The organism is Pseudonocardia parietis, assembly GCF_017876315.1.
GTDB classification, from domain to species: domain Bacteria; phylum Actinomycetota; class Actinomycetes; order Mycobacteriales; family Pseudonocardiaceae; genus Pseudonocardia; species Pseudonocardia parietis.
Map to the genome: position 1 here is coordinate 21,639 of NZ_JAGINU010000004.1, position 25,049 is coordinate 46,687.

The window sequence follows — 25,049 nt, forward strand, 5'->3', positions numbered from 1 at the left end:
GGCCGTTCGAGCCCCGCCCCCCAGGTTCCGGCGGCCCGCGAGCCATCTGCGAGTCGCCGGGAGGCGGGCCGGACCGCTGCTCGGCAGCCACCCCTACGGCTCCACATTCCGGCAGTTTGTGTCGTCGCCCACCCCGGGCGCAGAGAGGTTTCACACCATGAAAGCTGTTGATGAACTTCGCGTTGACGTACTGATGGACAATACCACTGATATGCTATCGACACGACCAACCAACGTGCTGTCGGAGATGCAGGTCCTCATGGAAGCCGGCATGACCGAAGCTTCCGGTGAGGCCGGTTGTGCCGCGCTACACGGCCTTGGGCTCGTGCTCACCGTCACGATCGATGGCACCACTCGCAAGATCCTCTTCGACGCCGGTCCGGACGGCTACGGAATCCGACGCAACGGGACGGCAATGGGCCTCGAGTTTGGTGATATCGAGGCGATGGCACTTTCCCACGGACACTACGACCACTCGAACGGACTACTGACGGCACTCGAGCTAATCCGGGAATCGAACGGCGACCAAGAGGTGCCGTTCTACGTGCACCCCGGTGCGTTCGTCCACCGCGCCCTGCGCACGATGGGCGGAGCAATCCTTCGAGTCCAGGACGTGCCCAGCATTGAGTCGTTCGAGGAGGTCGGGGCGAAGGTCATCCTCTCCACAGAGTCCGAGGAACTGTGCGACGGCGCATTTTTCCTTAGCGGCGAAATCCCGAGAACCAGTTTCGAGGACGGCTACCGGAATCATCTGCGCTTGCAGGAAAACGGCGAATGGGCACCTGACCCTCTAGTAATCGACGAACGATTCGTGGTGGTTCACGTGCGCCGCAAGGGGCTCGTCGTATTCACTGGATGTTCCCACGCAGGGATCATCAACATCCTGTCCGAGGTCGAGTCCCTATTCCCGAACATTCCGCTCTACGGCGTCATCGGTGGATTGCACCTGAGTGCCGTCAACGAGGACCGGATTCCGATGACAGTGAACGCCATGCGGCAGTTCGATCCGAAGATGCTCATCGTGGGCCACTGCACCGGATGGCGAGCTGTACATGCCGTCGTCGAGGAGTTCGGCGAAGCCATCGTGGACCCGCTCTCGGTGGGCAGCAGGCACACAATCCGGGCGGCCGACGCCTAGTAGGGCTTTGTTAGGTCGGCACTGGGTAGGGGCGTTTGCAGGTGTGGCAGGCGCCGGTCCAGATGCCGAGGAGGGTCTGGAGTTCGCGGAGGACGGCGTAGAGGGTCAGGCCGGCGCAGGGGCTTTTGGGTCGTAGCGCAGGCTGGTGCAGAAGGCCTGGGCCAGGGCGGCGAGGGTGACGTGGCGGTGCCAGCCGAGGTAGCTGCGGCCCTCGAAATGGTCCAGGCCCAGTCCGTCTTTGAGTTCGCGGTAGTCGTGTTCGATGCGCCAGCGGATCTTCGCCAGCTGCACGAGTTCGCGTGGTCCGGTGTCGGCGGGCAGGGTCGAGAGCCAGTAGTCGGTGGGCTCGGGCTTGCCGGGTGGCCATTCGGCGATCAGCCAGCACTCGGGCAGGGAGCCGTCCGGTCCTCGGGGGATCTCGCGGTTGGCCGGGCGCACGCGCAGAGCCAGGAACCGTGAGGTCATCGCCGCGGTCGGGTTCCCGGCAGTCTTGCGGCTGCCGTGGCGCCAGGTGACCCGCCGGAGTGCTCGGCGCCCTGCAGCTAGGGCGAGCGCAGCGAGGGTGGACGCCGGGGCGGGGTAGCGCGGCACCGGCGGCCGGCCGCGACCGCCGTACGGCGGGGTCACCGGCTCGGCGTCCGCGGCGTAGGCGCTGGTCGACGCTTTCACCGCCAGCACGTAGGGCATGCCGCGCCGCTGGAGTTCGAGCCGGAACTCGGTGCAGTCGCCATAGCCTGCGTCGGCCACCACCGGCCGAGGGGCCAGACCCCAGCCGCCAGCACCGTCGTCGGACTCGTCACCGGTGATCTCGTCGAGCATGTCGAGGGCCTGGCGCCATTTCTCCCGGTGCCGCACCTGAGCCGGGATCCTGCTGCGCGCCCGCCTGCGACGGATCTCCTCGCTCACCGTGGGGTCTTCGGCGGGGTCGACGGTGGTGTCGTCCCAGGAGCGCGGCAGGAACAGTCGCCAGTCGATCGCTGCCGAGGCCCAGTCGGTGACCGCGTGCACGCTGACCCCGACCTGGCAGTTCCCGACCTTGCCCAATGCCCCCGAGTACATCCGCGCCACCCCGGGCGAATCGGACCCGTCCTTGGGGAAACCCGTGTCATCGATGACGTACGCGCGGGGGCTGATGAACGTCTCGGCCCACTGCGCCACTCGCCTGCGGACCTCGATGTAATCCCACGTCGAAGACGTGACGAACTGCTGGAGCTGCTGGTGGTCGACCCCGAGCCGGACCGCCATCGGCTGCATCGACTTACGCTTGCCGTCCAGCATCAGACCGCGCAGATAGAGCTCGCCCTTGGCTCGCTGATCCGACCGAGCCAGCCCGCCGAGCATCTCGCCCGCGAACGCCTCCAGCCGCGGCCTGACCTGCTCCATCTCCTCCGGGGTCACACCCCGAAGGAGATCACGAACGTCAGCTCACCAGCCGGAACGACACACCTAACAAAGCACTACTAGTGTCGCGTGTCGTAAGTTGTTTGACGCTTGTGTCGGTGAGAACATGGGCGGATGTCGACGGCAGCGCGACTCGAGGTGCGGAGCAAGGACAGGAAGGTGCTGCAGCGCTGGCTGCGATCGACCTCGATCCCGGCCGGTCTGGCGCAGCGAGCTCGGATCGTGTTGTTGGCCGGGGACGGGATCGCGAACGCTGAGATCGGCCGGCAGGTCGGGGCCTCGCGGCCCACGGTGCTGCACTGGCGAGGCCGATACCTCGAAGGTGGAGTGGCCGCCCTGCACGATCGGCCCCGCTCGGGCCGGCCGCGGGAGGTTGACGAGATCAAGGTCGTGACCACCACCTTGGCCGATGGCGGGACGCCGCCCGAGCAGCTCGGGGTGACGCACTGGTCGGCGCGGCTGCTGGCCGCCGAGCTGGGGACCTCCTTCGCCACCGTGGCCCGGATCTGGCGCGACTGGGACCTCCAGCCCTGGCGAACCGAGACGTTCACGTTCTCCACCGACCCCGAGCTCGAGGCCAAGGTCCGCGACATCGTCGGGCTCTACCTACATCCGCCGCAGAACGCCGTCGTGCTCTGCGTCGATGAGAAGTCCCAGGTCCAAGCCCTCGACCGGACCCAGCCGACGTTACCGATCCGACCCGGTGATCCCGAGCGGCAGGCCCACGACTACATCCGCCACGGCACCACGACCCTGTTCGCCGCGCTGGAGGTGGCCACCGGCAAGGTCACCGACGCCTGCTTCCATCGGCACCGCCACCAGGAGTTCCTGCGCTTCCTCAAACAGGTCGCCAAGGCCTACCCGCGCGTGAAGCTGCACGTGGTGTGCGACAACTACTCCACCCACAAACACCCGACGGTCAAGGCGTGGCTCGAACGCAACCCGCGGATCACGCTGCACTTCACCCCGACCTCCGGATCATGGCTGAACCTGATCGAGGTGTTCTTCGGGATCATCACCCGCCAGGCCATCCGCCGCGGCAGCTACGGGTCGGTCCGCGACCTCGTCGACGCCATCCGCCGGTTCATCGACGGCTGGAACGAGCGCTGCGAACCGTTCACCTGGACCAAGGACGCCGACACCATCCTCGCAAAGGCCAACCGTCAAACAACTTCAAACACGCGACACTAGTAGACCGTCGCACTTAATTGTTTTGGTATAGGTGACGGAGCTTGACGCGAGCGTCGGTGGTGGTGAACTGCCAGTTGACCTGCCGCTGATCGGTGTTGGTGGCGTGTTGCCAGGCGGCGAATTCGGTGTTGAGGGTGTCGATGTCGGTGATGCGCCGGTCGAGGCACTGGCCGGTCAGGGTCGAGAGTTCGATCTCTGGATCCGTTCCCGGATCGGTGATCACCGGGGGAGACCCGGGAACCTACGTGGCGACCATGTGACCCTGATCAGGCCAGAGCGGCGGTGAGGAACGCGAGCTCCGGGCCCATCGCGTCGCGCTCGCCGTCGGCGTGCCGGGCGACGGCCTGCCGGTGCCCGATCGCCGCAGCCAGCAGCCGGGCCGCCCCGCGGATCGCCTCCCGGTCGCGGTGCCCGCACGCCCCCTCGAGCACCGTATGCACGGTCGCGACGAGCTCGTCGCAGCGGCGCTGCAGCGCGTCCCGAATCGCGGGATGGGTATCAGCCTCCCGCCAAAGCAGATGCGAGACCACGGCCGACGAGTCCAGCGCCCGATCCAACTCACCGACCAGGCGGTCCAGGCTGGCGGCCAGGTCCCCGGAAACGAGGACATCCCGGCCGCGGACAGGGTGCGGCAGCCGTTCCACCAACGCCTCGAGCAGGTCGAGCTTGCGGCGGAAGTAGTAGTGCACCAAACCCTTCGGGACACCGGCCCGTTCGGCGATCCGCGACGTCGGGGTCGCGTCGAAGCCGTGCTCGGCGAACAGCGCCTCGGCCGCGTCCAGGATCCGCGCCCGGGCCGGCGGGTCCTCCGGCGTCTCGTCGGGCGGGGACGGCTGCGCAGGGGACACTCCACGATTCTGCCCGGACCGGCCGAGGGACCGCGCCGCGTGCGGTCGCGGCCCCTCGGAACCGTCATCGTGCACTCGATCGGTGCCCTCGGTCCGCCCAAGCTCCGGATCCGACGCGTCGCCCGGCCCAACCGGCGGGCTCAGGATGCAGCCAGCGTTCCGCGGTGCGCGGCGTTGGCCGCGGGCAGTGCCGACGCTGCCACGACCACGGTCAGGCCACCGGCCACCCAGGACGTCCAGGACGCCCCGGTCAGCGCGCTGTAGCCCATCACCCACGGGGCGAGGAACAGCAGCACACCGAGCACACCGTGCACCCATTCGCTCGTCACCGAGCCCGGACTGACCAGCGACCACAACGACGCGGCCGCCAGCACCACACCCAGCACGACCATCGTCCACACAGCAGCGGCATTCGTCGCCACCACCAGGGGCGCCAGGGCCGTGAGCACACCGATCACCAGCGCGGCCCAGTCCTGCCACCGCTGCCACGACCGCTGCGAAGTCCTTGCCATCGCGCTTCGCCTCCTCCATGAGGTCCCTGTCGGGATCCGCCCGGTATACGCCTGGTTGGCCGGCCGGTCAAGACGCCTTACAAGGAGGACGCCGCAGTTCGGGCCCGATTCCACGGCTTCCCTGCCGTCGACCGACTGTGCGTGGCCGACCATCAGAACGTTGATCTCATAACACGACTGGACGCGTCCTGGTGACCACGCCAATCCCGATAGGATGTGCCAGGCCACCTACGCTGGCTGCACGGGGCCTCCCGGCCAGGTGGCGAAGATCAGATGTGTCTGAAGGCGTCCGACTTCGCGTCGGGCGGTGAAGTCAAGTACGAGTCGCTGCAGGTCGTCGGTGTCGACACAGGCGATGTGGACGAGGAAGTCGTCGCCGCCGGTCACGAAGTAGAGGTCGATCGTCTCGGGTAGCGCACGTGCCCAGTCGACGAACGGATCGACCAGAGGCCGGGCGTGCGCGAGGAACTGCACGGCGAGGAACGCCTGGACTCCGCGGCCGACGGTCTTCGGAGCGACGCGGGCGTGGAAGCCGGTCACGACGCCGAGACGTAGCAGCCGGTTCGTGCGTTCCAGACATGTCGACGGTGCGACGCCCACCCGGCTGGCGAGTGCTTTGTTGGAGATCCGTGCATCGTTCTGCAGGTGCTGGATGATCTCTCGATCGACCGAATCCAAGGTGACCGATGGCGCCATGTACCGAATAGTATGCGGCTGTGGCCTACACGATCCGGATAGGGGATAAGCATGTGGCATGACATCGCACTCCCTCGACACCCGCGCGGTGCATGCCGGCCGTGACGACCTCGTCGACCTGGGCGTGCACGCCGTCCCGATCGACTTGTCGACGACGTACCCGTCGCGGGACTCGCGGGCCGAGGCGGCGCGGCTCGACGTGCTCGGTACCGGGGCTGACGACGGTGGGCTGCCGGTCTACGCCCGCGTCGGCAATCCCACGGTGGCCCGGTTCGAGCAGGCGCTCGCGGTTCTGGAGAGCGCCGACGCCGGGGTCGCATTCGCCAGTGGCATGGCAGCCCTGTCCGCGTGCCTGCTTGCCGCGGTCACGGCCGGACGGCCGCACGTCGTCGCGGTCCGGCCGCTCTACGGCACGAACGACCACCTGCTCGACTCCGGCCTACTCGGCACCTCCATCACCTGGACGACAGCCGACGGCGTCGCCGATGCGGTCACCGACCGGACCGGACTGATCGTCATCGAGACCCCCGGCAACCCCACTCTCGACGAGATCGACATCCCGGCGCTCGCCGCATCGGTTCCCGACGTACCGGTCCTGGTGGACAACACCTTCGCCACCCCGGTGCTACAACGCCCCCTCGAACTGGGCGCGGCCTACGTGTTACACAGCGCGACCAAGTACCTCGGAGGGCACGGTGATGTGATGGGCGGCATCATCGCCTGCTCCGAAGAGCGCGCCCGGCCGCTGCGCCAACTCCGGTTCGCGACCGGCGCGATGCTCCACCCGCTCGCCGGCTACCTGCTGCTACGCGGCCTGTCGACGCTACCCATGCGGATCCGCGCGGCATCGCGCAACGCCGCCGAACTGGCCGATCGCCTGTCCCGGCATCCCGCGGTGACCCGGGTCCACTACCCGGGACTGTCCGGGCCACGTCCGGCGCACCACATGGACGGTGGCGGTGCGATCGTCTCGATCGAGATCACCGGGGAACCGGCCGACGTGATCGCCGCCGTGCGAGTCTTCACACCGGCGGTCAGCCTCGGGAGCGTGGACAGCCTGATCCAGCACCCGGGCTCGTTGAGCCACCACATCATGGACCCCGACGCGCGCGCAAAGGCCGGGATCAGCGAGCAGTTGTTGCGGCTCTCGGTCGGGATCGAGGACATCGAGGACCTCTGGACCGATCTGGACACAGCACTGTCGTGCGCGAGATGACCACCGCACCCGGGCCCCCTGGCCGCGCTGGCGGTGGGCGTGCGGTGTTCGTCACCGCGGCCGGGACGTTCCTGGCGATGACCGCGTTCTCCGGACCGTTGTCGATCATCACGGCCATCGCCGCGGACCTCGGCTCCGGGCCGGTGGCGACATCGTGGATCTTGAGCTCGATGAGTCTCGGCCTCGCGGTCACGATGCTGATCGCGGGCGCGCTCGGAGACGAGCTCGGCCATCGCCGGGTCTTCCTCGTCGGCGCCGTGCTCCTGGCCGTCGGCTCCGCGGTGTGTGGACTTGCCCCCGGGTCGGCTGTGCTCGTCGCGGGCAGGATCGTGCAGGGTGTCGGAGCGGCCGCGCTCGTCGCCTGCGGGTTGGCGCTGCTGAGCCACGCCGTCCCGGCCGGGCCGCGCCGGGCGCGCGCGACGGGCGCGTGGGGTGTGGCGATGGGGGCCGGCCCGTCGTTCGGGCCGCTGCTCGGGGCGCTCAGCGAGACACTGAGCAGCTGGCGCTACGCGTATCTGGTCATGGGACTGCTCGCCCTCGTCCTGACCTGACTTGCACAGGTTTAGTGCCCCGGTGCGGTGATCGGTGGTAGCTGGTCGAGGATCGCGCGGGCGTCGCCGGTGATCTGCGGAGCCGCGGTGAGCGAGTGCCCGTTCACCTGGATCTGGACTGTGCGCAGGGGCCGCAACGTCCGGACCAGCTTCTTGATCGACACTCCGGTGGCGTCCTGCAGGTGACGGCTGACCGCGAGTGCTGCGAACACGACCGTCAGGTGGGCTTCGATGGAGTCGTGTTGGCGGTGGAAGATTGGCCGGGCGCGTAGGTCGGTCTTGGCCATCCGGAAGCTCTTCTCGACCTGCCACAGGTCGTGGTAGGCGGCGATGACCTGGACGCCGGACATCGTGTCGACCGGCAGGTTGGTGACGTAGCCCTTGAGCCCGGCTAGCTGGCGGGCGCGCTCGACCAGGCCCCAGTCGACTCCCGGGCCGGCGCCCTCGAGGCGAACGAACCGGTCCTTCTTCAGCGGCCGGCTGCCGTCGGCGACCTTCTCGGCGCGCTCGACCATGGCGTTGATCGCCCGGTCGTCGCGCTTATGGCGTTTGAACAACCACTGGTAGACCACCCGGCGGGTGCGGGCCGCCTTGCCGCTGCCCATCACCCGCGACGATTCGAGGACCTGGCCGTTGTCAAAGGCGTTGCCGTGCCGCTCGAAGTGCGCGGCCAGGTCGTAGGGCGCCTTGCTGATCCGGGAGCCGACGATGAACGACAGCCTGGCGTCCTCGATCGCGTTCAGGTTCGCCGCGGACAGCATCCCGGCGTCGGCCACGACCACCATGTCGGTGACACCGTGTCGTTCCTGGAACGCCTCCAGGACCGGGAGCAGGGTCTTGGTCTCGGCCTTGTTCCCTTCGAAACAGTGCACCTCCAGCGGGAACCCGCCGCGATCGACCAGTAGCCCGACCTGGATTTGCGGGTCGACCCGGCGCTCCTTGCTCATTCCGACCCGGCGCAGCTCGTCCTCGTTCTCGGCCTCGAAGTGCAGGGTCGTGACGTCGTAGAGCACCAATGCCACCGGACCCGACCGGGTGGCGTGGCCAGTGGCGGCGGTGGCCAGCGTGCCGCGGTAGTCGCGGTCGATACACCGCTTGAGCGCCGCGGCGAAGGTGTTGCGGTGCGGTGTCGGGACGCCGAGCTCGTCGAGCACGCCGACCGCGGCCAGCTTCGAGGTCGGCTCGATGATCCGCGCCAGGACCAGTGCCCGGAACGCGTCGTCATCCACGGCGTCGAACCCGAGCCGGCGGTAGGCGTCGGTCAGGACCTGCCACACGACCTCACAGGCCGACCCGGTGATCACCGCCCCAGCCGATCCCGCACCGGCGCCCGCGGCCACCGCGGCGGAGAGGTCAAGCGCCTGCTGACCAGCGTGAAGGCGATCACGCGCGGACTGCATCAACACCGCCAGCTCGGCCCGGTCATGCGCCGAGCCGAGGTGTTCGAGGACCCGCCGGACGCCACCGCGCTTCTCCACGATCTGCACGGCCGTCGCCCCGGACGCGGTCTTCACCTTCCGGACGTAGGCCACCGCGAGAGGCTACCCATTAGTGCCCCGACCACCGCCCCCACGATCCGCTGACCAGCACCAACGTCAGTCGATCATCGGACACCTGTGCAAGTCAGGCCTGATCGCCGCCACCCGCGGCTGGGTCGCCGAGTCTCGGGCGAGTCGCCCCCGCGGGGTCGACCTGGTCGGGGCGGCGCTGTTCGGTGTCGGTATCGCGAGTCTGCTTGCCGCGCTCACTCAAGCGCGGCAAGGGCTGACCAGCCCTGCGGTGCTCATCCTCGTCGCGGCCGCGGTCCTGTTCCTCGGGGTGTTCGTCGTCCACCAGCGCCGGGCGACCACGGTCATGGTCGAGCCGCGGCTGTTCCGCCGACCCGCACTGATCTCCGTGCTGGCGCTCAGCGAAAATGACCAGTTCTGATCGGTGGAAGTGACCACCCTGGCGCGGCCAGAGTAGTGGTCAGGTCGGGGTCATGTGGGTCACCTCCGGGGTGCGGATGTGGGCGGCGCCGGCGGGGACGACGACGGTGATGACGGCCAGCTCGGTGCGGCAGTGCGGGCAGCGTTGGACGCCGTTCGCGGCGGGAACGGCGTGCCCGGGTGGGACGGCGTTCAGGACGGCGTCGGGAACGGCGTGGTCGCCGTTCGGGCTGGTGAGGGCATCGCGCGTGACGGCGTTCGCGGTGTTGAACGAGCCGGGAACGGCGTCCGGGACGACGTCCGGGGCGGTGTGCGGGTGGTCGCGGTGATGCGCGGCTCGACAGCGCGAGGAGCAGAACCGGCGGTTGGGGTTGCGTCGGGTCACGGTGACCTGCCGGCCGCAGGCCGGGCAGGGGTGCTCGCCCAGGATGGTCATGATCGGCCCTGCCCGGTCGGGTCGTGCTCGCCGAGCGCCAGCCGGAGTTGGTTACTGCGTTGCTGGTGGGCCCGCATCCGGTAGGAGGGCCCGTCGATGGCGACGACGATGCCCCGGTGCAGCAGCCGGTCGAGCAGCGCGGCGGCCAGCATCGGGTCGGCCAGCCGGTCACCCCAAGCTGGCCACGCCGGCGTGGCTGGTCACGATCGTCGACGACTTCAGATAGCGGCGGTTGATCACCTCGAACAGGGCGGCGTTCGCGTCCGGGTCCGGCGCGGTGCGGGAGTAGGCGAACTCGTCGATCACCAGCAGCCGGGGGCCGCAGTAGAACCGCATCGCGGTGGCCCAGCGTCCTTCCAAGGCGGCCTTGCGGCAGCGTTTGGCCAGGTCGGCGGCGGTGGTGAAGTAGACCCGGTGCCCGGCATCGACCGCGGCCCGGGCGAGTGCGACCGCGAGCATCGTCTTGCCGGTGCCGGGTGGACCGACGAACAGGACGTTGCCGGCGTCGTCGAGGAAGCGCAGCGCCGCGAGCTCACGCACGAGTTTCTCGTCGACCCCGGGTTGGGCGGCGAAGTCGAACTCGTCCAGGGTCCAGGAGTGCGGCAGGCAGGCGAACCGCAACCTGCCGGCCAACCGACGGGCCTCGGCGTGGGAGACCTCGAGCCCGAGCAGCCGTTCCATCACCGCGGTGGGCGAGAGCTGCTCGGCGCGGGCGGCGTCGAGCACCCCGGTCAACGCCTCGGCGGCCGTGCCCAACTTGAGGACCTCCAGGTGAGCGCGCAGCCGCTGATAGGTCGCCGCCTCGCTCGAGCCGTCGGGTTCAGCCTGGTTGACCGCATGGTCGGGCCGGTGGGTGTTCATGAGCTCTCCCGCCCATCCTGTCCGCTGGTCTCGCCGGTGTGGGCGCGTCCGCGCAGCGGGCGGGTGCCGGAGGCGTAGGCGTCGAAGTCGATGACGACCTGCTCGCCGCTGGCCGGGCCGGCCTGGGCGTGACGGATCCGATCCGCTTCGGCCAGGGCGTCGGCGGTGGGTGGGCGGCGGTGCTTGCGCGGGCAGGGCGCGCGGTCGGTGAACTCGGCGAGCACCACCCGGGTCATGGCGGCGACGTGTTCGTCGAGGCGCACCAGTGCGCCGGCTCCGTCCGGGGACCGCAGGTGATGCGCCAGCGCGACACCGCGTGCGGTGGCGATGTCCAGTGCCGGGGTGCCGAGTTGGTGGCGAACGGTCACGATCTCGCCGGTGTGCCCGGGTGGGATCGAGTAGCGGTTGCCGCGGAACGCGACCAGGGCCTGCTCGGACACGGTGCGCTCGACGCTCAGCACCGCCGGCAGCGGCGCCGGTGCCGCCCGTAACGGCTCGGCCTCGGCCAGCGCGCCCACGGTCGTCTTGCCCCCGTCGGCGTCGGCGCGGCGGCGTCCGTCGAGGCGGGCGCAGATCCGGTCCAGCCCGGCCTGGGCCCCCGCGAGGGTGGTGTCGTCGGCCAGGGTGCGCCACCAGCGTTGGGCGATCACGTGCGCGCTCTTCTCCACCGCGCCCTTGCGCCAGGCGTGCCGCGGCGGGCAGATGTCGATCCCGACCCGGTAGTGCACCGCCACCGGTCCGAAGCTGACCGTGAGCCGGCCCGAGCCGGGATGACACACCGTGGACATCCGGTCGAACCGCCACCGCCGCGTCACCCCGCCGAGACGGCCGACGACCTGGTCGAGGCCTTCGATCAGGTGCGGCTGATCGAGCGACTCGGTGATCCAGCCCCGCCACCGGCTCGAGTGCGCCAGCACCCCGAGCAGCACGAACGCGCTGCCGGCGAACCCCCAGTGCGCGGGCGGGTCGGTCAGCTCCAGGTAGTCCCACTGGGTCTCGGCGCCCGGCGGATGGGCGATCACCGCCCGCTGGCTGGTCTTGCCCGACCGACACGGCTCGCAGGCCGGGCGCAGCTCCCGGGCGCGCAGCGCGCGCGTGAACGAGGGATACGAGCCCGCATAGCCCAGCGCGGTGACCTCGTCGAACAACGTGGTCGCCCACAGATGCGGGTCCGCACCGAGCCGCAGCCGGCAGTACTCGGCGAACCCCTCGAACGGATCCGGCACGCTGCGGGCCCGCTGCCCCGGCGTGTGTTCGCCGCTCAGATAGCGGCGCACGGTCACCCGTGTGACGCCCAGATGCCGGGCGATCGCGGAGATCGTCCATCCCTGCGCGCGTAGTGCTTGTGCTTCCACGTACGACTCCCATGCGAGCATCCCGAGTGGGCTCCCTCGACGACTTCCGGCCGGTTCAACCGGAGCGTCGAGGGGGCCCGCCTACTGGTGGTGGATCTCAGTCGGCGGGTCGCAAGGGTGGTCACTTCCACTGATCAGCAGTGGTCACTTTCAGATGAGCGGCGGCATCCGCGACGCTGGCCGGGTTCGTGGCCGGCGCCGGGATCGTCGCGCTCGTCTCGTTCCTGTCCACGGTGCTCGAACGCGGGACCGGTCGATCGGGGCTGGCCGCCGCGACGTTGTTGCTGGCCTGGTCGGTGACCAGCGTGGTCACGGCCGTGTTGACGCGCTGCCTGCCTGCGCGTCTGTCGGCCGGAGGTGGCGCGCTGTGCGTCGGCCTGGTCGTCATCGCCGTCGGTCTCGTCCCGCTCGCGCTCCTGACCCGTGACCTACCCACATGGCAACTACTGCTCGGCCTGCATGTCACCGGAGCCGGTACCGGGATCGCGAACACCGCGCTGGGACGTGAAGCCGTCGCATCGGTGCCGTCCGACTTCGCCGGGGTGGGGAGCGGAATCAACAACACCAGCCGCTACGTGGGCGCAGCGATCGGCGTCACCGTGGTGACCGTGCTCGCGCTGCAGCCGTCCACCGACCCGATCGCCGGGCTGATCGCAGGCTGGAACACCGCGGCCTGGCTGGGAGTCGTGGTGTCGATGATCGGCGGAATCGCCGCCGTCGCACTCGAGCGAGCCGACCGCCGATGGCAGGACCGGCCGACCACCGCTGCTCACCAGGCCTGACTGTGACGGCGTAGCAAGCCGCCAGCGCAACCCGCACGCTGATCGAGGCCAAAGACACCCCGTGGCACCTACTGCGCCAATGCCTGGCCTACTGGCGAAGGCAGTTCGGATGGAACCCGACCGAGGTCCCGCAGCCCCTTCAGCGGTACGTGAGTCCGGCTCGGAGCCAGATGCACCCCGGCCTCGGTCGTCTCGACGTTCGCCTCGCGATACACGAGCAACACCTCTCGCAGGTGCTTCGCGAAGTCCCGGCGGAACTGGCCTCGCCCCTGCTTGGTGTCAGCCAGCTCCGAGCCGAACTGCGCACGCAAGGTTTCCCACGACACGGTCGACGGGCGCCGTAGATAACTCATCCGGTAGGTCAGCCAACAGTAGATGTCCAACCGCAGTGCACTGCCGCGTAACGCGCGCAGCGCGCCGATGTCTATCGGCACCGGATGGTTCCTCACCTCGTCGAAGAAGTCACCCGACAAGCGCACCACCGACGGGAACAGCGAGTTCGCGTCAGGATCGTCGGACGGTCGCGACCACAGGTTGTACTCACTGGCCACGTTCATCTGGCCGCCGGCGACCCGGTTCTCGCCCTCCCAGCGCACAGCCAGCGACGCCTGGAACAGGCGATCACTCTGCTTCATCAGCCTGGTGATCGTCCCGTTCTTGCCACCGGTCGGGGTCAACCCGAGCTGACGCATGAAGTCGCTCAAGTTGCGTCCGAGGATCAGATCCCGGCTCTTCGTGCGCAGCGCTTCGGTCGACAGCCAGTTCAACAGCAGCCGTGGCATCGCCCCGTAGGGGTAGCCCGTCGACCCCGGACGCACGCTCAACGTCAGATCGCCGTTGCGGCGCTCCCAGCGGGGCTTGTCGCCAGGATCGCGGTAGGGCAACGACGTCTGGGTGAACAGCCTCGCCAGGAAGCCGATCTCCTGATCGTCCTGATCCCACAGCTCCGCCGCGGCCCGCAGTAAACGCAGATCTCGGCCCGGTGTGCCCGCCATGACGCAGATCATGCCACGCACACCTCACCGAGCGTTTGACCTGGTAAGGCCCGGAGTGTTGTCCACGCATAACTCGCCGACCGGGTCGACTTATCCACGCATAAGACGCCGACTCGACACTCGCAGAGTAGACCCGCAACAGGTTTGCCCTAGCTCAACGCGAAGCCGACAAGCGCACACCCCAGCCGCGGCGCCGCTACGCATAACGTGCCGACCATCCCGCCCATCCCATGCGACACGCGGCACCCACTCGGCCGTTCGCGAGGGCGAATGCCGCCTCGCCGCCGCGGACGCACCCCGCAACACACTCCTCGCAAGCTCCGCGGCGCCTCGACCGACGGTCCCGGCAACGAACGCATAACGTGCCGACCCCCGACCGCGCGCCAGGCCCGCCGCGCATAACGTGCCGACCACGATCGAGATATCGATCGACACAGGCTCCTGCGCTCCGACCAGCACCGCCCGGCCTACCCCACCGAGGAAACGCGACGCGACGCGTCGGATCCGCTGTCGCGCCTCCAGGCCCGTGCAGGACACCTCGACGACGGCGGCGAGCGTCGGGCCCCGGGGAGGCCCAACCCAGGCAGGCGCGACGGGGACCGGATACCCCGCAGCGGCCCCCGTCGACACTCGCGTCCCTGGCCCGGAACAGATTCCCACGCATAAGACGCCGACCCACCGTCCCGGCTCACACCATCCCACCCGTTCGGTCGCCGCTCGACACACCCCTGGCAGCACGCATAATTTGCCGACCGGCCCCTGCCGCTACCGCGCCGACGCCAGCTACCAGCGACGACGCAGATCCGCCAGCGCGCACGGACGGCCCGGGATGAGCCATCGCCGCCGGCCGGACGGACCGCGCCATCGACCATCCACGCATAACGGGCCGACCACCGCCGACTGTCCACGCATAACGCGCCGACCACGACCACGTCGAGGCGCCACCTCGCCGATAGCTATCCACGCATAACCTGCCGACCCACCCGCCTGTGGAGCTGACCTGGTCGACGCAAGGTGCGGCGAGACGCCACGGCGCGAGGCCCGCCGCCGCGACCTCTCGATCGCGCATAACACGCCGACCTGGTCCCAACGCACCTGGTCAGCGCTCGATACGCACAGTCACACGGTAACCCGGGAGCTGCGGGCTCCGTGGCCCCACAGGGGCTGGCGCACACTCCTCGCCCACCGCACGCATACCTGGCCGACCCCGCACAACTCCGCTGCACGCATACCTTGCCGACCGAGCCACTCGACATGCCGTAGCCGACCCGCGCCCCGCAACCCTCCGCCGCGCCCTCACGAACTCCTGCACGGGCGTCGACCTGCACCAATGGCCGCGACGAACCGAAGCACACGAATCGGCGCCCGGCCGCCCGAGGCGGCGAGCAGATAGCCACTCAGCCACCATCCACGCATACTTTGCCGACCGAGTACAAACTTGAGCTGCCACGCCTCGAAAACCGTGCCGACTCCGGTCGTCGACACGCATAAGCGGCCGACCACGGCGGGCCGATCCACGCATGCCTTGCCGACCGATTACGCATACCTAGCCGACCAGATCCCAGCAAAACAGCAGGTCAACGCCAGGATTTTCGCTCCCCTGTAGTTTACCTGTAGTAGAGATCCTTTATCGCGCGCGACGGCACACTCCTCACCTGCTTCCCCCACATGTCGTAATGCCGCGGCGCGCCGCGCCTGCTCGCGCAGCCGGTTCGCTCGCCACGTCGAGCCGCACAGGACCGATCACCGGACCATCTGCGCCGCCTCAGCAGCTGACGGGATGTACCCCTGGCGAGCCGCGCTGACGCATCGCTGCGTCGTAGCTGCAGTCGCTCGTGTGTCACGCGCCTCGTCTCTGTCCGAGTCGCCACCGTCCGCCTGATGGCCGGAAGCCGGTCCGGGAAACATCGGGCCCCAGCCTTCGCAGGACGACCCGAAAATGGCAGCTCCGAACACCGCCGCCCTACACGTCCGAAAAATGTCGGGGTCCTCAGTCATGGTGGCGACATCCACTGCCTGGATGAGAGGAGCGCTCATGTCTGAGACGGTCATCACCGCCGGATTCGCCCTATCTCGCTGCTTCCGCGCTGCAGCACGCGCCGCGGAATCCGCCAACTCCACGGAGTGGGCAAGTCGTGAACGAGAAGCGATCGATGGGCTGCGCGTGGCCGGGCTCTTCCTCGGCTACCACGCCGGAAGTCCCATCGCCCGCGCCATCACCCGCACGTTCACAGAATTCACCGGCGCCGACTGGGGCGACGGCGCACGTCAGCGACTGTCGGTATCCTCGGCGTCTTCCCCCACACCTGGCGAAAGAGATACCGTGGCCCAGATTCACACTGTCCGGCTCGTCGACGACCTCACCGGCGGCCACGCGGACGAGACGATTCCGTTCGCCCTCGACGGCAAGCAGTACGAAATCGACCTGTCCGGCGGCCACGCGGGTGCGCTGCGCGATGCGCTGGCTCCCTTCATCGAGGCCGCACGCAGCGCCTCCTCCCAGCCCCAGCCTCGCGCACGCGGTCGTGCTCGCGCGGTCAGTGACCGCAGCGACAGCGGCCCCAGCAGCACCGCACTGCGGCAGCACAATCAGGCCGTGCGGGCGTGGGCACGGCAGAACGGCTACACCGTGTCGGAGCGCGGGCGTATCCCCGCCGAGGTGGTCTCCGCCTACCAGTCCGCGACGGCGACGACCACGACGCAGAGCAGTGAAGGCCAGAGCAACGAAGGCAAGAGCGGGGCAGCAGTGCACTTCAGTGGCTGACCCCCCGGCACGACCAGCTCAGCCATGACCCACCGCCGGAGCAAGCCCGCGCCGTTGGGGCAGGCCGGGGTGCACCGCCGCTAGTTCACAACGCCGCCGCGCTGATGTCCGCCCACGCGGCGATTCCGGGCGTGGCCACTGCGCCACCCCCGCGCTCGAAGCCCGCGACGCCTAGCTTCGCTAGGCCGCTCGGAGGCGACCGTCAGAACCCGGGCAACACCTGGGGCATCTGTCCGCGGACGTCGTGGACCTGGACCGACGACGGTGGGCGTGTGGGGCGGCTGCACACCCGATCATGGCGGCCCGTGAGGGCCCCCAGCCCGCACTGGTGAAGCACGCGGCCGCAGCTTTTTGCGCCCCGTGGGGCACGTCGGGGAGCCAGCGCACGATCCGCTCGAGCCCGGTGTGGTGCTGGCGCAGATTCGGCCTCCCGCACGCGAGCAGGGGGGTGCCCACCGCAGCGAACGCCTGTAGGCGGTTGTCGATGCCCCACCCAGATGCCACGCGGCCCCCGCGATGCCAGTCGAGATGCCGGCGGTGCCGAGAGCCGACCGGGCCGAGAGGACATCTGCGCCGCAGGCTGCACCACCGAGCCCGCGTGCTGTGTGTTGAAAGGCCGTCCCCCGCCGCCAGCCCCTCCACCCCGCGCCACGCCGCGACGGGGCTCTGGGCAGGTAGCCAGCAACCAGTCCCGCTGCGGTCACCCTGGGGTGATCGCAGCCGAGACCGCTGACCAGACCGGCTTCCTCCGCGACACCCGGCCAGCGGCCCGAGCACTCTCACCACAGCCACAACGCGCTGGCCGTCCCGCGTGCGCCATGCACGAACATCGACCGCAGCGGACGCCACGTCGCGCGTGGCGCCGCGAGCCCCATCGCACAGGCACCGGGACCACCACCTGTCGTGTGAGCTGCGCTGACCCGCGAAGGGTCGCGTGAGGCGCCCGGTACCGCGGCAGCTGCGGCAGCCGACCACCACACCGAGGGGGATTTTCAGAAAGCCGTCCCGCGTGTCGCGCTGTCGTCCTTTCTGAAAATCCGCCAAGATGCACCCATGGCTAGGAGACCCACAGGACGAGGCCGCGGCCGCCCCTCGAAGGGGCCCCGCGCGGTCGTCATCCCCCGGCTCCTTCTCGCTGATGACCGGGAACTGAAGACCCTCGCAGAGGCACGTGGCTGGTACTTGTCCCAAACGGCGGCGGAGCTGATCGCCATCGGGCTACGCCGCAGCGCCGAGCTGCCCGCCGAGCTGCCACTGCGGCTGCCCTCGGCGGAGACCACCGACTTCACCGTCCGCATCCCGGTCGCCGACGATCAGCTGGTCCGCTCGATCGCGCACACCCGCGACCGCAGCATCGCGATCGTCACCGGAGCCCTCATCCAGCTCGGGCTCCGCCACCACCATGAGCTGCCGGGACAGATCCCCGTGCAGTGCGCGACCCGCAAGGAGTTGCCGCTGACGAAGGCCTCATAAGAGAACGAGGCGACCCCCCTGGCCGGGGGCCGCCTCGATTCCGATCTCGCGCCACCCGAACCAGCACTCGAGTGACGCCGCAGCCCCGGCGAACCGGGGCCAATCCCCAACCTGCGTAGAAGGGGCGCTTTCGCGTGTCCAGGATACATCCTGGGCCGGAAGCCAGCCATCACAGACACGGGGCGATTTCGCCATGCCCAGAATCCAGCACCCCAGCAACAGGCACTGGCTTCTGCCTGCGCTGCTATGAGCATGGCGCTGTCACCCTGGCCTCCGGCCCCTCAGAACTGTGTCTGCTCCACCAGCGTGCGTTGGGTGAGCAGCCCCCCGCGGGCTCGTTCGGCCTCCGTGCCGGGCGGGCGCCGCGCCGAACCCCGCGTGGCCGCGGCGCACGGCCCACACCGGGGCCGACCCATGGCCCCGGCCGCCGCGTGTCACCGCCCAGCGCGCGCGTGCGCGCCCGCGGTGTCGCCCGTGCCCGCGCTCGGCACCGCAGCGGCTTCGTCCCGCACCCGGGTTGGCGGCACTTCATCGACCGCGAGTACAGCGTGCTGACCTCGCAGCGCGAAGCGTTCGACTACATCGCCCGCCTCGTCGACGACGAGGACTGGCGTTCGGACAAGCGCCGGGGCTGGTCAGCGATCCTGCGCCGGCTGGTGTTGCACATGGACTGGGAGACCGGACTGATCTCCGGATTGACCACCGAACGCCTCGGCGCCGCAGGGGCGCGCGCGGCGCGCACCGTCAGCCGGGTGCTGGCCTGGGCCCGCGAGGTCGGGCTGCTCGTCGTTGTCGAGCCAGGCGCGAGTGCACAGTTCCTGGGCACCGCATCCGGCCGTACCCCCACCTACGCCCTTGTGACCCGTACTCCTCTGCCCTGCCTCACACCTGCCGCGTGCGACGAGTCGCCCGCCACCCCGTCCGGTGATCAGCACACTGTGGATGAAAGTGGCGACCTCCCCACTCCTCACGTGAGTATCCAGCCCTTGTCGGGCGGCACACGGTCACCACTCACCCCACCACGAAACTGGCACCCCTACGACGTCCCCGACTCCCCCGGCGCCAGAAACACCGCCACCCTCACCTTGCTCTCACATCTCGGCCTAGGAGGCCGACAACGCGGCAAGATCGAGATTTGGCGGGCCCGGGCGCTGCTCAAACCGTGGTGGGACGCCGGGGCCACCGTCGCCGGGTTGCTGCACGCGCTCGAGTACCACCCCGACCGGCCTGACCGGCGCCGTGGTGACATCGGTTCCGGGGCGCGGGACCCGTTGCGGATCATCGGGGCCCGGTTGCGGCCCTGGCGCGGGCGGCTCGGCGAGATCCGGGCCGTGCAGATCGGCCGAATGAGGCACAGCACCGCCCCCGTGGCCGAACCGCAGATCGGGATCGACCGCACTCTGCTTGACCGCCCTGCCGGGCGCGGTGCGCGCCAGGCTGCCCAGGAGGCGCTCAGCGAGCACCTGCGCCGCATCCGCGAAGCACGAGGTCAACAGCCACACGGGCCCACGGTGCGCCGAAGCGTGCTGCCACGGCGCCTGCGCCGCCCCAGGACCAGACGATGACCACCAGGCGCCCGACCACCGCCATGGCCGAGCCGGCCACCGTCGAGCCGCGCCCCGACCACACTGCACACGGCGCGGGCCCACGTGCACGTACAGACGCCCGAAGCATCAGGCCCACCGCGACCCGAGGCAACATGAACCACGCTGCTGCGCTTGCCGACCTCCGGCGCCGGCTCGACGGCGATCGCCTACCGAGACAACACGCGGCCCAGCCACATCCCCGGTCGGTACCCAGCGAGGGCGCCTACGTTGACCCCCACGAACTCGGCGGCGAGACGACGATCAAGACCCGGTCGGGCGCAGCGCGAGACAACGCCGCCCGCCGTCACCCACGGCGCCCCGGTGCCGCCGGCGACCGAACACCGCCGCCGTGGCCCAACCCGCGGGGGCCGGAACCGGAAACCGGTACAGGTTCGGCGTGGCGAGCCCCACGCTCGCGACCCGTACGGTAGAAACGCCCCATGCCGCAGCCGTATCGAGGGGATCGGGTTCCAACGAACGTCCGCCTCCCGCGTCACATGCGAGAGGTCGCCGAGGCCATCGCAGAACGCGACGGCGTCGGCGTCGGAGAAGCCGTCACCAGGGTCTTCGCCGAAGCTCTGGGCCTTCCCGTGCCTGACTACTGCCTGCCGAAACACACCGGCGAACAAGAAGTACTGGAGTTGCCGCTGACGAAGGCCTCATAAGAGAACGAGGCGACCCCCCTGGCCGGGGGCCGCCTCGATTCCGATCTCGCGCCACCCGAACCAGCACTCGAGTGACGCCGCAGCCCCGGCGAACCGGGGCCAATCCCCAACCTGCGTAGAAGGGGCGCTTTCGCGTGTCCAGGATACATCCTGGGCCGGAAGCCAGCCATCACAGACACGGGGCGATTTCGCCATGCCCACACCAGCAGCAGCCACCGGCCTCGGCCCGTACCGGCTTGAGCCACCACCGGCCAGATCCGGTGAACCGGCATCGAGACCGGTAAGAAGCAGGGGGACGACGGGATCACCGCCGCCTCGGTCTCCGACGAGCAGGCCCGCGAGCTCTATCCGGACGGCTGGCAGCCCCCGCCCGGTCCCGATCTCACCCGAGGTCAGCAGTCCAGCCCATCGCGGCCTGCGATCAGGCCGTCTGCCAGCAGCCGGCCACCGCGTCGCCGTCGGTTCAGCCTCGGGCCGGCAGTGTGAGCTCCGGGAGCGCCCCGTGCGGATCCCACTCGATCAGCAACGTGCCTTCACGCCGGTAGTGCTCGAGCTTCTCCTGCTTGCGGGCCCGGTAGTCCTCGCGGCCGAGCATGCCCCACACCTCGACCACCGTGGGCGGGTCGGTATCGGTGAGCACAAAGTCCGGCAGCACCGCATCGGCATCGTCGAAACGCAGCGGCTTGTAGAAACCCCGCCCGGCGGCGGCCAGGGCATCTGCGCCATCACCGAGGGCCGGTCTACTTCTCGTCGGCGCTGCACGCCGCTGCAGGTGCGGACCGCGGCCGCCACCTCCCGCCCCGCCAATCGCACCCGGGTCCGGGGAGCCGAGCAAGTCGAGCGGGCAGTGCGCCCGCGTCCGCCGCCGCGGCGTCCGCGCGACACCGGCGGGCGGCCTCGCCCGTGCCTCATCGCACTCACCTCACCTGGGGCTCTCGGGTCTCGAGCCGATGTCGGCCTGGCGGGCCTCGAGGAAGTACTCCCACCAGCAGGCCCGGCTGCTCGCCGGGGCGGGGGTGGCCTGGTCGAGCAGCAGCGGACCGGTGCGCGCGGCACCGAGGTGGGCGTCATCGTCGTAGCTGCGCCGCGGCGGGAACCGATCACGCAGATACCGCGGCCGACCAGCACCGACCTCGCTGCTCAGCGGCGGCGCCACCTCACCGCGGCGTTCAGCCTCGACGAGCCGCTCGTCGTACTGGCGGCGTTCCTCCTCGGTGAGCCGGTGCTTGCCCGGGGCGCACTCACGGCCGTCGATCGCCGCAGCCACGTTCGTCAGCGCCGCCGGCAGCCACCGCACATGCCACTCCGCGACCAGATCCGGGCGAGTATCGGGGGCGCTGGACTCGACGTACAGGGTGCGCAGCCACGCCAGCTCCCGCACCGCCCGCGGATGCACCGGCCAACAGTCCGGCAGCTCGGCACGCGAAAGCCGGTAATCGCCGCCCAGCACCTCGGCCACGAACGCGCCCAGCGCATCCCACGCCGCCTGCTTGTCGCCCGGCTCGAGCTGCGACCAGCGCAGCGCCGGCGTCAGCGACAACGCCTCCTCATCCAGCTCGCCACCGCCCGCGCCGGCAGCCTCGACCGCCCCGGCCAGCGACGCCACGCTGTACTCGAGATCGTCTACCCGCGGGCTCAGCCGCGAGAGGTGGTCGGCCACCTCGGCGACATGACCGGACGTCGCACCTACCTCCCGACGCAGCTCGCGCAACTCCTCCCCGACCTGAACAGCCAACGGGCGCCGACCACCAGAGCCAGCCGCCCCCGCCGGCGGCGGGCCCGGTCCATCACTGGTCACCGACCCACTCCCCTCGCCGTCTCCCCGCCCCTACCCGTCACCACAGCCACAGTGCGCCACCGCCAACACCGCGGACAACCACCGTCCGGTGTAGACGCACCCGGGACATGCAGTCCAGCATGTCGGCGTCGCCGAGATCAGCATCTGCGACACCATGAGGCAGGCAGCCACGCCACTGCCCACCGCGGCGACCACGCCCAACGCGTCCGCACGAACGTCAGCACGCCGGTCATACCGACCCGCCCGGCCGAGAACAATCCCGGTTCACATCAGCCGATCCACCGGCGACCGGACCCGCTCGACCTGCAACGTGATCACATCGGGTTGCATCGACGCCCACCCCCCGCGGGCTCACTGCGCCTCGAACGTCAGTCCCACGGCGTGATTGCGCACCTACTTGACTGACCTACGCGGCTACACCGTCGTGCACGCCCGCCATCATCGGCATTTTGGCCGCGCCACCCCAGCGCACAGACCCGGCCGGCACCGCCTCGTGCTCTACCGAATGTCCGACCATGACGATGACCTGGTCATCGTGGAGACGATCGATCGATGGGGAAACGACCGTTCGTGACGAGCACCTCATCGCAAGGTATGTGGAGCGACTTCGGTCGATTGCCCGAGTAGGCGACGACGCGCGTCAACTGCTGACGACCATCGGCGCGATCTCAACGAGACCTCATCTGAATAGAGGGGGGCGGTGAAGATGTCAACCTCGACTGGCCTCAGAGTGACGGCCTGAGGTGGGCCCGCGCGAGCTCTCGTCAGACTGATGGTTGTTGGTCGAGCAGCCCGACGGGTCGACGCTGTAGGCGACCATCCAGCTGGGGTCGATGCGATACCAGATGCACTCGTCCCAGCCCGGGCCGTCGTCGTCGTCGCCGTAGTGGTTGACGAGGTAGTCGTGGACGGCCAGCCAGCTCGGGTCGCTGCGCGCGTCCTCGGGGTTGAGCACGACGGCCTGTCCGTGGGTAAAGATCCCGAGCTGTTCGCCGCGCATGAAGGTCGCGCTGATGCCGGGCCGCGCCGCGAGATGACGGGCTTTCGCGGCCCGGCGGTGGGTGCCGATGATCCAGCGGCCGTGCAGGAGGTGCCCGTCGGCGCCGCTGATGCGTGGCTCACCGCGCCGGGTGACTGTGGCGATGGCCAGGGTGCACATGCCTTGGCAGACTCGGACGACCTGCTCGGCGTCGAGAGTCCGTTCACCTGGTCGGATGATCGATTTGAGGTGGCTGCTGGAGCCGGCCCAGGACGTGTCGAGCAGGACTTGGAGACCGTGGAGATCGTCGGGAGTTTCGAACATTCGGCCAGGTAATCAGCTCCCACCGACAGCGCCAGCTCAGTGCGCCGTCGCCGACCGGGCGTGGGCCAGCCGGTAGGAGATGGTGCCGGTCTCGAGGATGTTCCCGGCGAAGGTGAGCCGGTCGATGATCGCGGCGCAGATCCGCGGGTCGGTGAAGGTGCGGGCCCAGCCGGAGAACGGCTGGTTGGATGGCGATGGCGATGGAGTTGGCCTCCTCGCGCTCGGTGAGCACCTGGAACAGCAGTTCGGCGCCGCGGCGGTCGAGTTCCATGTAGCCGAGCTCGTCGATGCAGAGCAGGTCGACACGGCCGTAGCGGGCGATGGTCTTGGCGAGTTGTCCTTCGCCGGCGGCCTCGACCAGCTCGATCACCAGCTTCGTGGCCAGCGCGTAGCGGACCCGGTAGCCCTGCTGCGCCGCGGCGGTCCCGAGCCCGATGAGCAGGTGGGACTTGCCGGTACCGGAGTCGCCGATCAGGCAGCGCGGCTCGCCGGCCTTGATCCACGCGCCGCTGGCGAGCGTGTTGACCGTGGCGGGGTTGCGTCGAAGTCGAAGTCCTCGAGCCACTTCTCCCGCGGGAACCCGGCGGCCTTGACCCGCCGCGCCGAGCGGCGCCGGTCGCGGTCGTCGCACTCGGAGAGCAGCAGCTCGGCGAGAAACCCGCGGTAGGACAGCTGCTCGTGCTCGGCGGCGGTGACCATGTCCTCGGACGGGCGGCAGGCGCGACGATCGGCAGGCCTGGTCGATCGCCGCGGTCGCGGCCTGCTCACTCATGCCCTTGCGCCGTCGGCGCGGGCCAGTCGTGCTCCGTCCGCGTCGTCCTGCACCCACTGCTGCCCGACACAACCCTGGTCACATACGGGCGGCCCGGACTCGCCGGCTCCGACCCACTATCGGGCGGCGAGCCCGAACGCGAGCACACCGCGCAGTGGGCCGCTGAGCAACTTCGAGAACTCCTCAACCAGGCGGGCATCTTGCCCCCGTATCTGCTGGTGTCCAGCAGCCTCGGCGCCTGGATCCTCGGCGTGTACGCCGCCACATGGCCGGACGAACTCGCCGGCGCCGTGCTCATCGACCCGACCAATCGAACCCGTGGCCGGGAGAGATCAGCCGCCCACGGTCCTCAAGGACAGCGACAACGGCGGTATCCGGTTCCCGGTGGCCACCTGCTTCGCCGAGCTCCAGGAGCCACCGCAGATGCCGCCGCAGCGCTGTGTCGTGCTCTCCAGCAGCGTCGGCCGATGGCGGCGCGACCCACCGGAGACCCCGTTCTACGAGCCACTCACATTGGACGACGTCGACCAGCTCTGGCAGGACTACCAGCCAGACTGGGCGCAGCACCTCTCGGCGAGCCAGGTCATCGTAGAGACCGCCGGCCACTTCGTGCATCGCGATGCCCCCGGGCTCGCCGCGCACGTTGTCCAGGCGGTGATGGCCGCAGCCCGGCACGGTAAACCTCTCCAACTCGACCCAGTCGCGGTCGCGGAGGCTGGCGATTACGTGGCGGGCGAGTCACCGTCGACCTGACGTCCGCCCGTGAGTCGCGCGGCCT

General features: G+C 69.6%; 25 protein-coding genes and 1 pseudogene. 10 read left to right on the forward strand and 16 right to left on the reverse strand.

Going from position 1 to position 25,049, the window contains the following annotated elements; all coding sequences use genetic code 11:
• The first annotated feature begins 157 nt into the window (after nucleotides 1-157).
• A complete protein-coding gene (locus JOF36_RS36245) occupies nucleotides 158-1,138 on the forward strand; it encodes an MBL fold metallo-hydrolase (protein WP_210036772.1) in 981 nt (326 codons plus the stop codon).
• A gap of 105 nt (nucleotides 1,139-1,243) precedes the next feature.
• Here the strand turns inward: JOF36_RS36245 and JOF36_RS36250 are convergent, their stop codons facing one another.
• Nucleotides 1,244-2,536 (reverse strand): IS701 family transposase, encoded by a 1,293-nt coding sequence (locus JOF36_RS36250; protein WP_307862803.1) that lies wholly within the window; start codon nucleotides 2,534-2,536, stop codon nucleotides 1,244-1,246.
• Nucleotides 2,537-2,653: 117 nt separating this feature from the next.
• Here JOF36_RS36250 and JOF36_RS36255 point away from each other — a divergent pair, with 117 nt between their 5' ends.
• The gene (locus JOF36_RS36255) at nucleotides 2,654-3,730 is read left to right on the forward strand and encodes an IS630 family transposase (RefSeq protein WP_210036773.1); all 1,077 of its coding nucleotides are present in this window, start codon (nucleotides 2,654-2,656) and stop codon (nucleotides 3,728-3,730) included.
• A 13-nt stretch (nucleotides 3,731-3,743) separates the two neighbouring features.
• On the opposite strand, the gene JOF36_RS36260 is transcribed toward JOF36_RS36255, so the two are convergent.
• The 4 genes from JOF36_RS36260 to JOF36_RS36275 all read right to left on the reverse strand — a co-directional run bounded on the left by JOF36_RS36260 (nucleotide 3,744) and on the right by JOF36_RS36275 (nucleotide 5,786).
• Entirely contained in the window at nucleotides 3,744-3,953 is a 210-nt protein-coding gene (locus JOF36_RS36260; protein WP_210036774.1) for a hypothetical protein, read from the reverse strand.
• Nucleotides 3,954-3,996: 43 nt separating this feature from the next.
• Nucleotides 3,997-4,578, reverse strand: a complete 582-nt coding sequence (locus JOF36_RS36265) for a TetR/AcrR family transcriptional regulator (RefSeq protein ID WP_210036775.1) — start codon at nucleotides 4,576-4,578, stop codon at nucleotides 3,997-3,999.
• 140 nt (nucleotides 4,579-4,718) lie between these two features.
• Nucleotides 4,719-5,090, reverse strand: a complete 372-nt coding sequence (locus tag JOF36_RS36270; RefSeq protein ID WP_210036776.1) for an SPW repeat domain-containing protein — start codon at nucleotides 5,088-5,090, stop codon at nucleotides 4,719-4,721.
• Nucleotides 5,091-5,318: 228 nt separating this feature from the next.
• Nucleotides 5,319-5,786: an Lrp/AsnC family transcriptional regulator gene (locus JOF36_RS36275; protein WP_210036777.1), complete on the reverse strand. Its 468-nt coding sequence runs from the start codon at nucleotides 5,784-5,786 to the stop codon at nucleotides 5,319-5,321.
• A gap of 58 nt (nucleotides 5,787-5,844) precedes the next feature.
• Between JOF36_RS36275 and JOF36_RS36280 the strand changes: the two genes are divergently transcribed.
• Together JOF36_RS36280 and JOF36_RS36285 are read left to right on the forward strand one after the other, a co-directional pair.
• Complete coding sequence (locus JOF36_RS36280) at nucleotides 5,845-7,002, forward strand: trans-sulfuration enzyme family protein (RefSeq protein WP_210036778.1); 1,158 nt, start codon at nucleotides 5,845-5,847, stop codon at nucleotides 7,000-7,002.
• Nucleotides 6,999-7,553, forward strand: coding sequence for an MFS transporter (locus JOF36_RS36285; protein WP_210036779.1), 555 nt, complete (start codon nucleotides 6,999-7,001; stop codon nucleotides 7,551-7,553). The genes JOF36_RS36280 and JOF36_RS36285 overlap by 4 nt, the downstream gene beginning before the upstream one ends.
• A gap of 11 nt (nucleotides 7,554-7,564) precedes the next feature.
• On the opposite strand, the gene JOF36_RS36290 is transcribed toward JOF36_RS36285, so the two are convergent.
• The gene (locus JOF36_RS36290) at nucleotides 7,565-9,085 is read right to left on the reverse strand and encodes an IS1634 family transposase (RefSeq protein ID WP_210024408.1); all 1,521 of its coding nucleotides are present in this window, start codon (nucleotides 9,083-9,085) and stop codon (nucleotides 7,565-7,567) included.
• A gap of 247 nt (nucleotides 9,086-9,332) precedes the next feature.
• Here JOF36_RS36290 and JOF36_RS36295 point away from each other — a divergent pair, with 247 nt between their 5' ends.
• Entirely contained in the window at nucleotides 9,333-9,482 is a 150-nt protein-coding gene (locus JOF36_RS36295; protein ID WP_210036780.1) for a hypothetical protein, read from the forward strand.
• Nucleotides 9,483-9,521: 39 nt separating this feature from the next.
• On the opposite strand, the gene yacG is transcribed toward JOF36_RS36295, so the two are convergent.
• Genes yacG through JOF36_RS36310 form a run of 4 tightly spaced genes read right to left on the reverse strand, consistent with a single transcriptional unit; the run spans nucleotide 9,522 to nucleotide 12,154 of the window.
• Nucleotides 9,522-9,917: a DNA gyrase inhibitor YacG gene (gene yacG, locus JOF36_RS36300; protein ID WP_210036781.1), complete on the reverse strand. Its 396-nt coding sequence runs from the start codon at nucleotides 9,915-9,917 to the stop codon at nucleotides 9,522-9,524.
• Complete coding sequence (locus JOF36_RS40535; protein ID WP_281072846.1) at nucleotides 9,914-10,069, reverse strand: ATP-binding protein; 156 nt, start codon at nucleotides 10,067-10,069, stop codon at nucleotides 9,914-9,916. The genes yacG and JOF36_RS40535 overlap by 4 nt, the downstream gene beginning before the upstream one ends.
• A 16-nt stretch (nucleotides 10,070-10,085) precedes the next feature.
• Entirely contained in the window at nucleotides 10,086-10,778 is a 693-nt protein-coding gene (locus tag JOF36_RS36305) for an ATP-binding protein (RefSeq protein WP_281072847.1), read from the reverse strand.
• Nucleotides 10,775-12,154: a Mu transposase domain-containing protein gene (locus tag JOF36_RS36310; protein ID WP_210036782.1), complete on the reverse strand. Its 1,380-nt coding sequence runs from the start codon at nucleotides 12,152-12,154 to the stop codon at nucleotides 10,775-10,777. The genes JOF36_RS36305 and JOF36_RS36310 overlap by 4 nt, the downstream gene beginning before the upstream one ends.
• A gap of 167 nt (nucleotides 12,155-12,321) precedes the next feature.
• Between JOF36_RS36310 and JOF36_RS36315 the strand changes: the two genes are divergently transcribed.
• Nucleotides 12,322-12,915: an MFS transporter gene (locus JOF36_RS36315; protein ID WP_210036783.1), complete on the forward strand. Its 594-nt coding sequence runs from the start codon at nucleotides 12,322-12,324 to the stop codon at nucleotides 12,913-12,915.
• A 68-nt stretch (nucleotides 12,916-12,983) separates the two neighbouring features.
• Here the strand turns inward: JOF36_RS36315 and JOF36_RS36320 are convergent, their stop codons facing one another.
• Nucleotides 12,984-13,922, reverse strand: a complete 939-nt coding sequence (locus JOF36_RS36320) for a replication protein RepA (protein ID WP_210036784.1) — start codon at nucleotides 13,920-13,922, stop codon at nucleotides 12,984-12,986.
• 2,023 nt (nucleotides 13,923-15,945) lie between these two features.
• On the opposite strand from JOF36_RS36320, the gene JOF36_RS41535 reads away from it, so the two are divergent.
• The 3 genes from JOF36_RS41535 (at nucleotide 15,946) to JOF36_RS36335 (ending at nucleotide 19,712) form a co-directional block, all read left to right on the forward strand.
• The gene (locus JOF36_RS41535) at nucleotides 15,946-16,674 is read left to right on the forward strand and encodes a histone-like nucleoid-structuring protein Lsr2 (protein ID WP_372447482.1); all 729 of its coding nucleotides are present in this window, start codon (nucleotides 15,946-15,948) and stop codon (nucleotides 16,672-16,674) included.
• A gap of 1,182 nt (nucleotides 16,675-17,856) precedes the next feature.
• Entirely contained in the window at nucleotides 17,857-18,147 is a 291-nt protein-coding gene (locus tag JOF36_RS36330) for a hypothetical protein (protein ID WP_210036785.1), read from the forward strand.
• Nucleotides 18,148-18,599: 452 nt separating this feature from the next.
• Entirely contained in the window at nucleotides 18,600-19,712 is a 1,113-nt protein-coding gene (locus JOF36_RS36335; RefSeq protein WP_307862804.1) for a hypothetical protein, read from the forward strand.
• Nucleotides 19,713-20,861: 1,149 nt separating this feature from the next.
• Here the strand turns inward: JOF36_RS36335 and JOF36_RS41540 are convergent.
• From JOF36_RS41540 to JOF36_RS40545, 5 genes and pseudogenes are all read right to left on the reverse strand, one after another.
• Nucleotides 20,862-21,053 (reverse strand): hypothetical protein, encoded by a 192-nt coding sequence (locus JOF36_RS41540; protein ID WP_372447483.1) that lies wholly within the window; start codon nucleotides 21,051-21,053, stop codon nucleotides 20,862-20,864.
• A gap of 267 nt (nucleotides 21,054-21,320) precedes the next feature.
• The gene (locus JOF36_RS36345) at nucleotides 21,321-22,133 is read right to left on the reverse strand and encodes a hypothetical protein (protein WP_245353221.1); all 813 of its coding nucleotides are present in this window, start codon (nucleotides 22,131-22,133) and stop codon (nucleotides 21,321-21,323) included.
• Nucleotides 22,134-22,905: 772 nt separating this feature from the next.
• On the reverse strand, nucleotides 22,906-23,499 hold the full coding sequence (locus JOF36_RS36350) for a pyridoxamine 5'-phosphate oxidase family protein (protein ID WP_210036788.1): 594 nt from the start codon (nucleotides 23,497-23,499) through the stop codon (nucleotides 22,906-22,908).
• A gap of 36 nt (nucleotides 23,500-23,535) precedes the next feature.
• Nucleotides 23,536-23,805, reverse strand: a complete 270-nt coding sequence (locus JOF36_RS41245; protein WP_307862835.1) for an ATP-binding protein — start codon at nucleotides 23,803-23,805, stop codon at nucleotides 23,536-23,538.
• Nucleotides 23,747-24,198: pseudogene (locus tag JOF36_RS40545) on the reverse strand (ATP-binding protein); the annotation flags it as partial. The pseudogene JOF36_RS40545 and the gene JOF36_RS41245, both read right to left, overlap by 59 nt.
• Nucleotides 24,199-24,589: 391 nt before the next feature.
• Here JOF36_RS40545 and JOF36_RS36360 point away from each other — a divergent pair.
• A complete protein-coding gene (locus tag JOF36_RS36360) occupies nucleotides 24,590-25,024 on the forward strand; it encodes a hypothetical protein (RefSeq protein WP_210036789.1) in 435 nt (144 codons plus the stop codon).
• Nucleotides 25,025-25,049: the final 25 nt, after the last annotated feature.

Excerpts from the sequence above, each read along its gene's own strand:
- JOF36_RS36305 (WP_281072847.1), bottom strand. The coding sequence starts at position 10,778 with ATGAACACCCACCGGCCCGACCATGCGGTCAACCAGGCTGAACCCGAC.
- JOF36_RS36320 (WP_210036784.1), bottom strand. The coding sequence starts at position 13,922 with ATGATCTGCGTCATGGCGGGCACACCGGGCCGAGATCTGCGTTTACTG.
- JOF36_RS41535 (WP_372447482.1), top strand. The coding sequence starts at position 15,946 with ATGTCTGAGACGGTCATCACCGCCGGATTCGCCCTATCTCGCTGCTTC.
- JOF36_RS36310 (WP_210036782.1), bottom strand. The coding sequence starts at position 12,154 with ATGCTCGCATGGGAGTCGTACGTGGAAGCACAAGCACTACGCGCGCAG.
- JOF36_RS36270 (WP_210036776.1), bottom strand. The coding sequence starts at position 5,090 with ATGGCAAGGACTTCGCAGCGGTCGTGGCAGCGGTGGCAGGACTGGGCC.
- JOF36_RS36245 (WP_210036772.1), top strand. The coding sequence starts at position 158 with ATGAAAGCTGTTGATGAACTTCGCGTTGACGTACTGATGGACAATACC.
- JOF36_RS36350 (WP_210036788.1), bottom strand. The coding sequence starts at position 23,499 with ATGTTCGAAACTCCCGACGATCTCCACGGTCTCCAAGTCCTGCTCGAC.
- JOF36_RS36280 (WP_210036778.1), top strand. The coding sequence starts at position 5,845 with ATGACATCGCACTCCCTCGACACCCGCGCGGTGCATGCCGGCCGTGAC.
- JOF36_RS36275 (WP_210036777.1), bottom strand. The coding sequence starts at position 5,786 with ATGGCGCCATCGGTCACCTTGGATTCGGTCGATCGAGAGATCATCCAG.
- JOF36_RS36285 (WP_210036779.1), top strand. The coding sequence starts at position 6,999 with ATGACCACCGCACCCGGGCCCCCTGGCCGCGCTGGCGGTGGGCGTGCG.
- JOF36_RS36255 (WP_210036773.1), top strand. The coding sequence starts at position 2,654 with ATGTCGACGGCAGCGCGACTCGAGGTGCGGAGCAAGGACAGGAAGGTG.
- yacG (WP_210036781.1), bottom strand. The coding sequence starts at position 9,917 with ATGACCATCCTGGGCGAGCACCCCTGCCCGGCCTGCGGCCGGCAGGTC.
- JOF36_RS40535 (WP_281072846.1), bottom strand. The coding sequence starts at position 10,069 with ATGCTGGCCGCCGCGCTGCTCGACCGGCTGCTGCACCGGGGCATCGTC.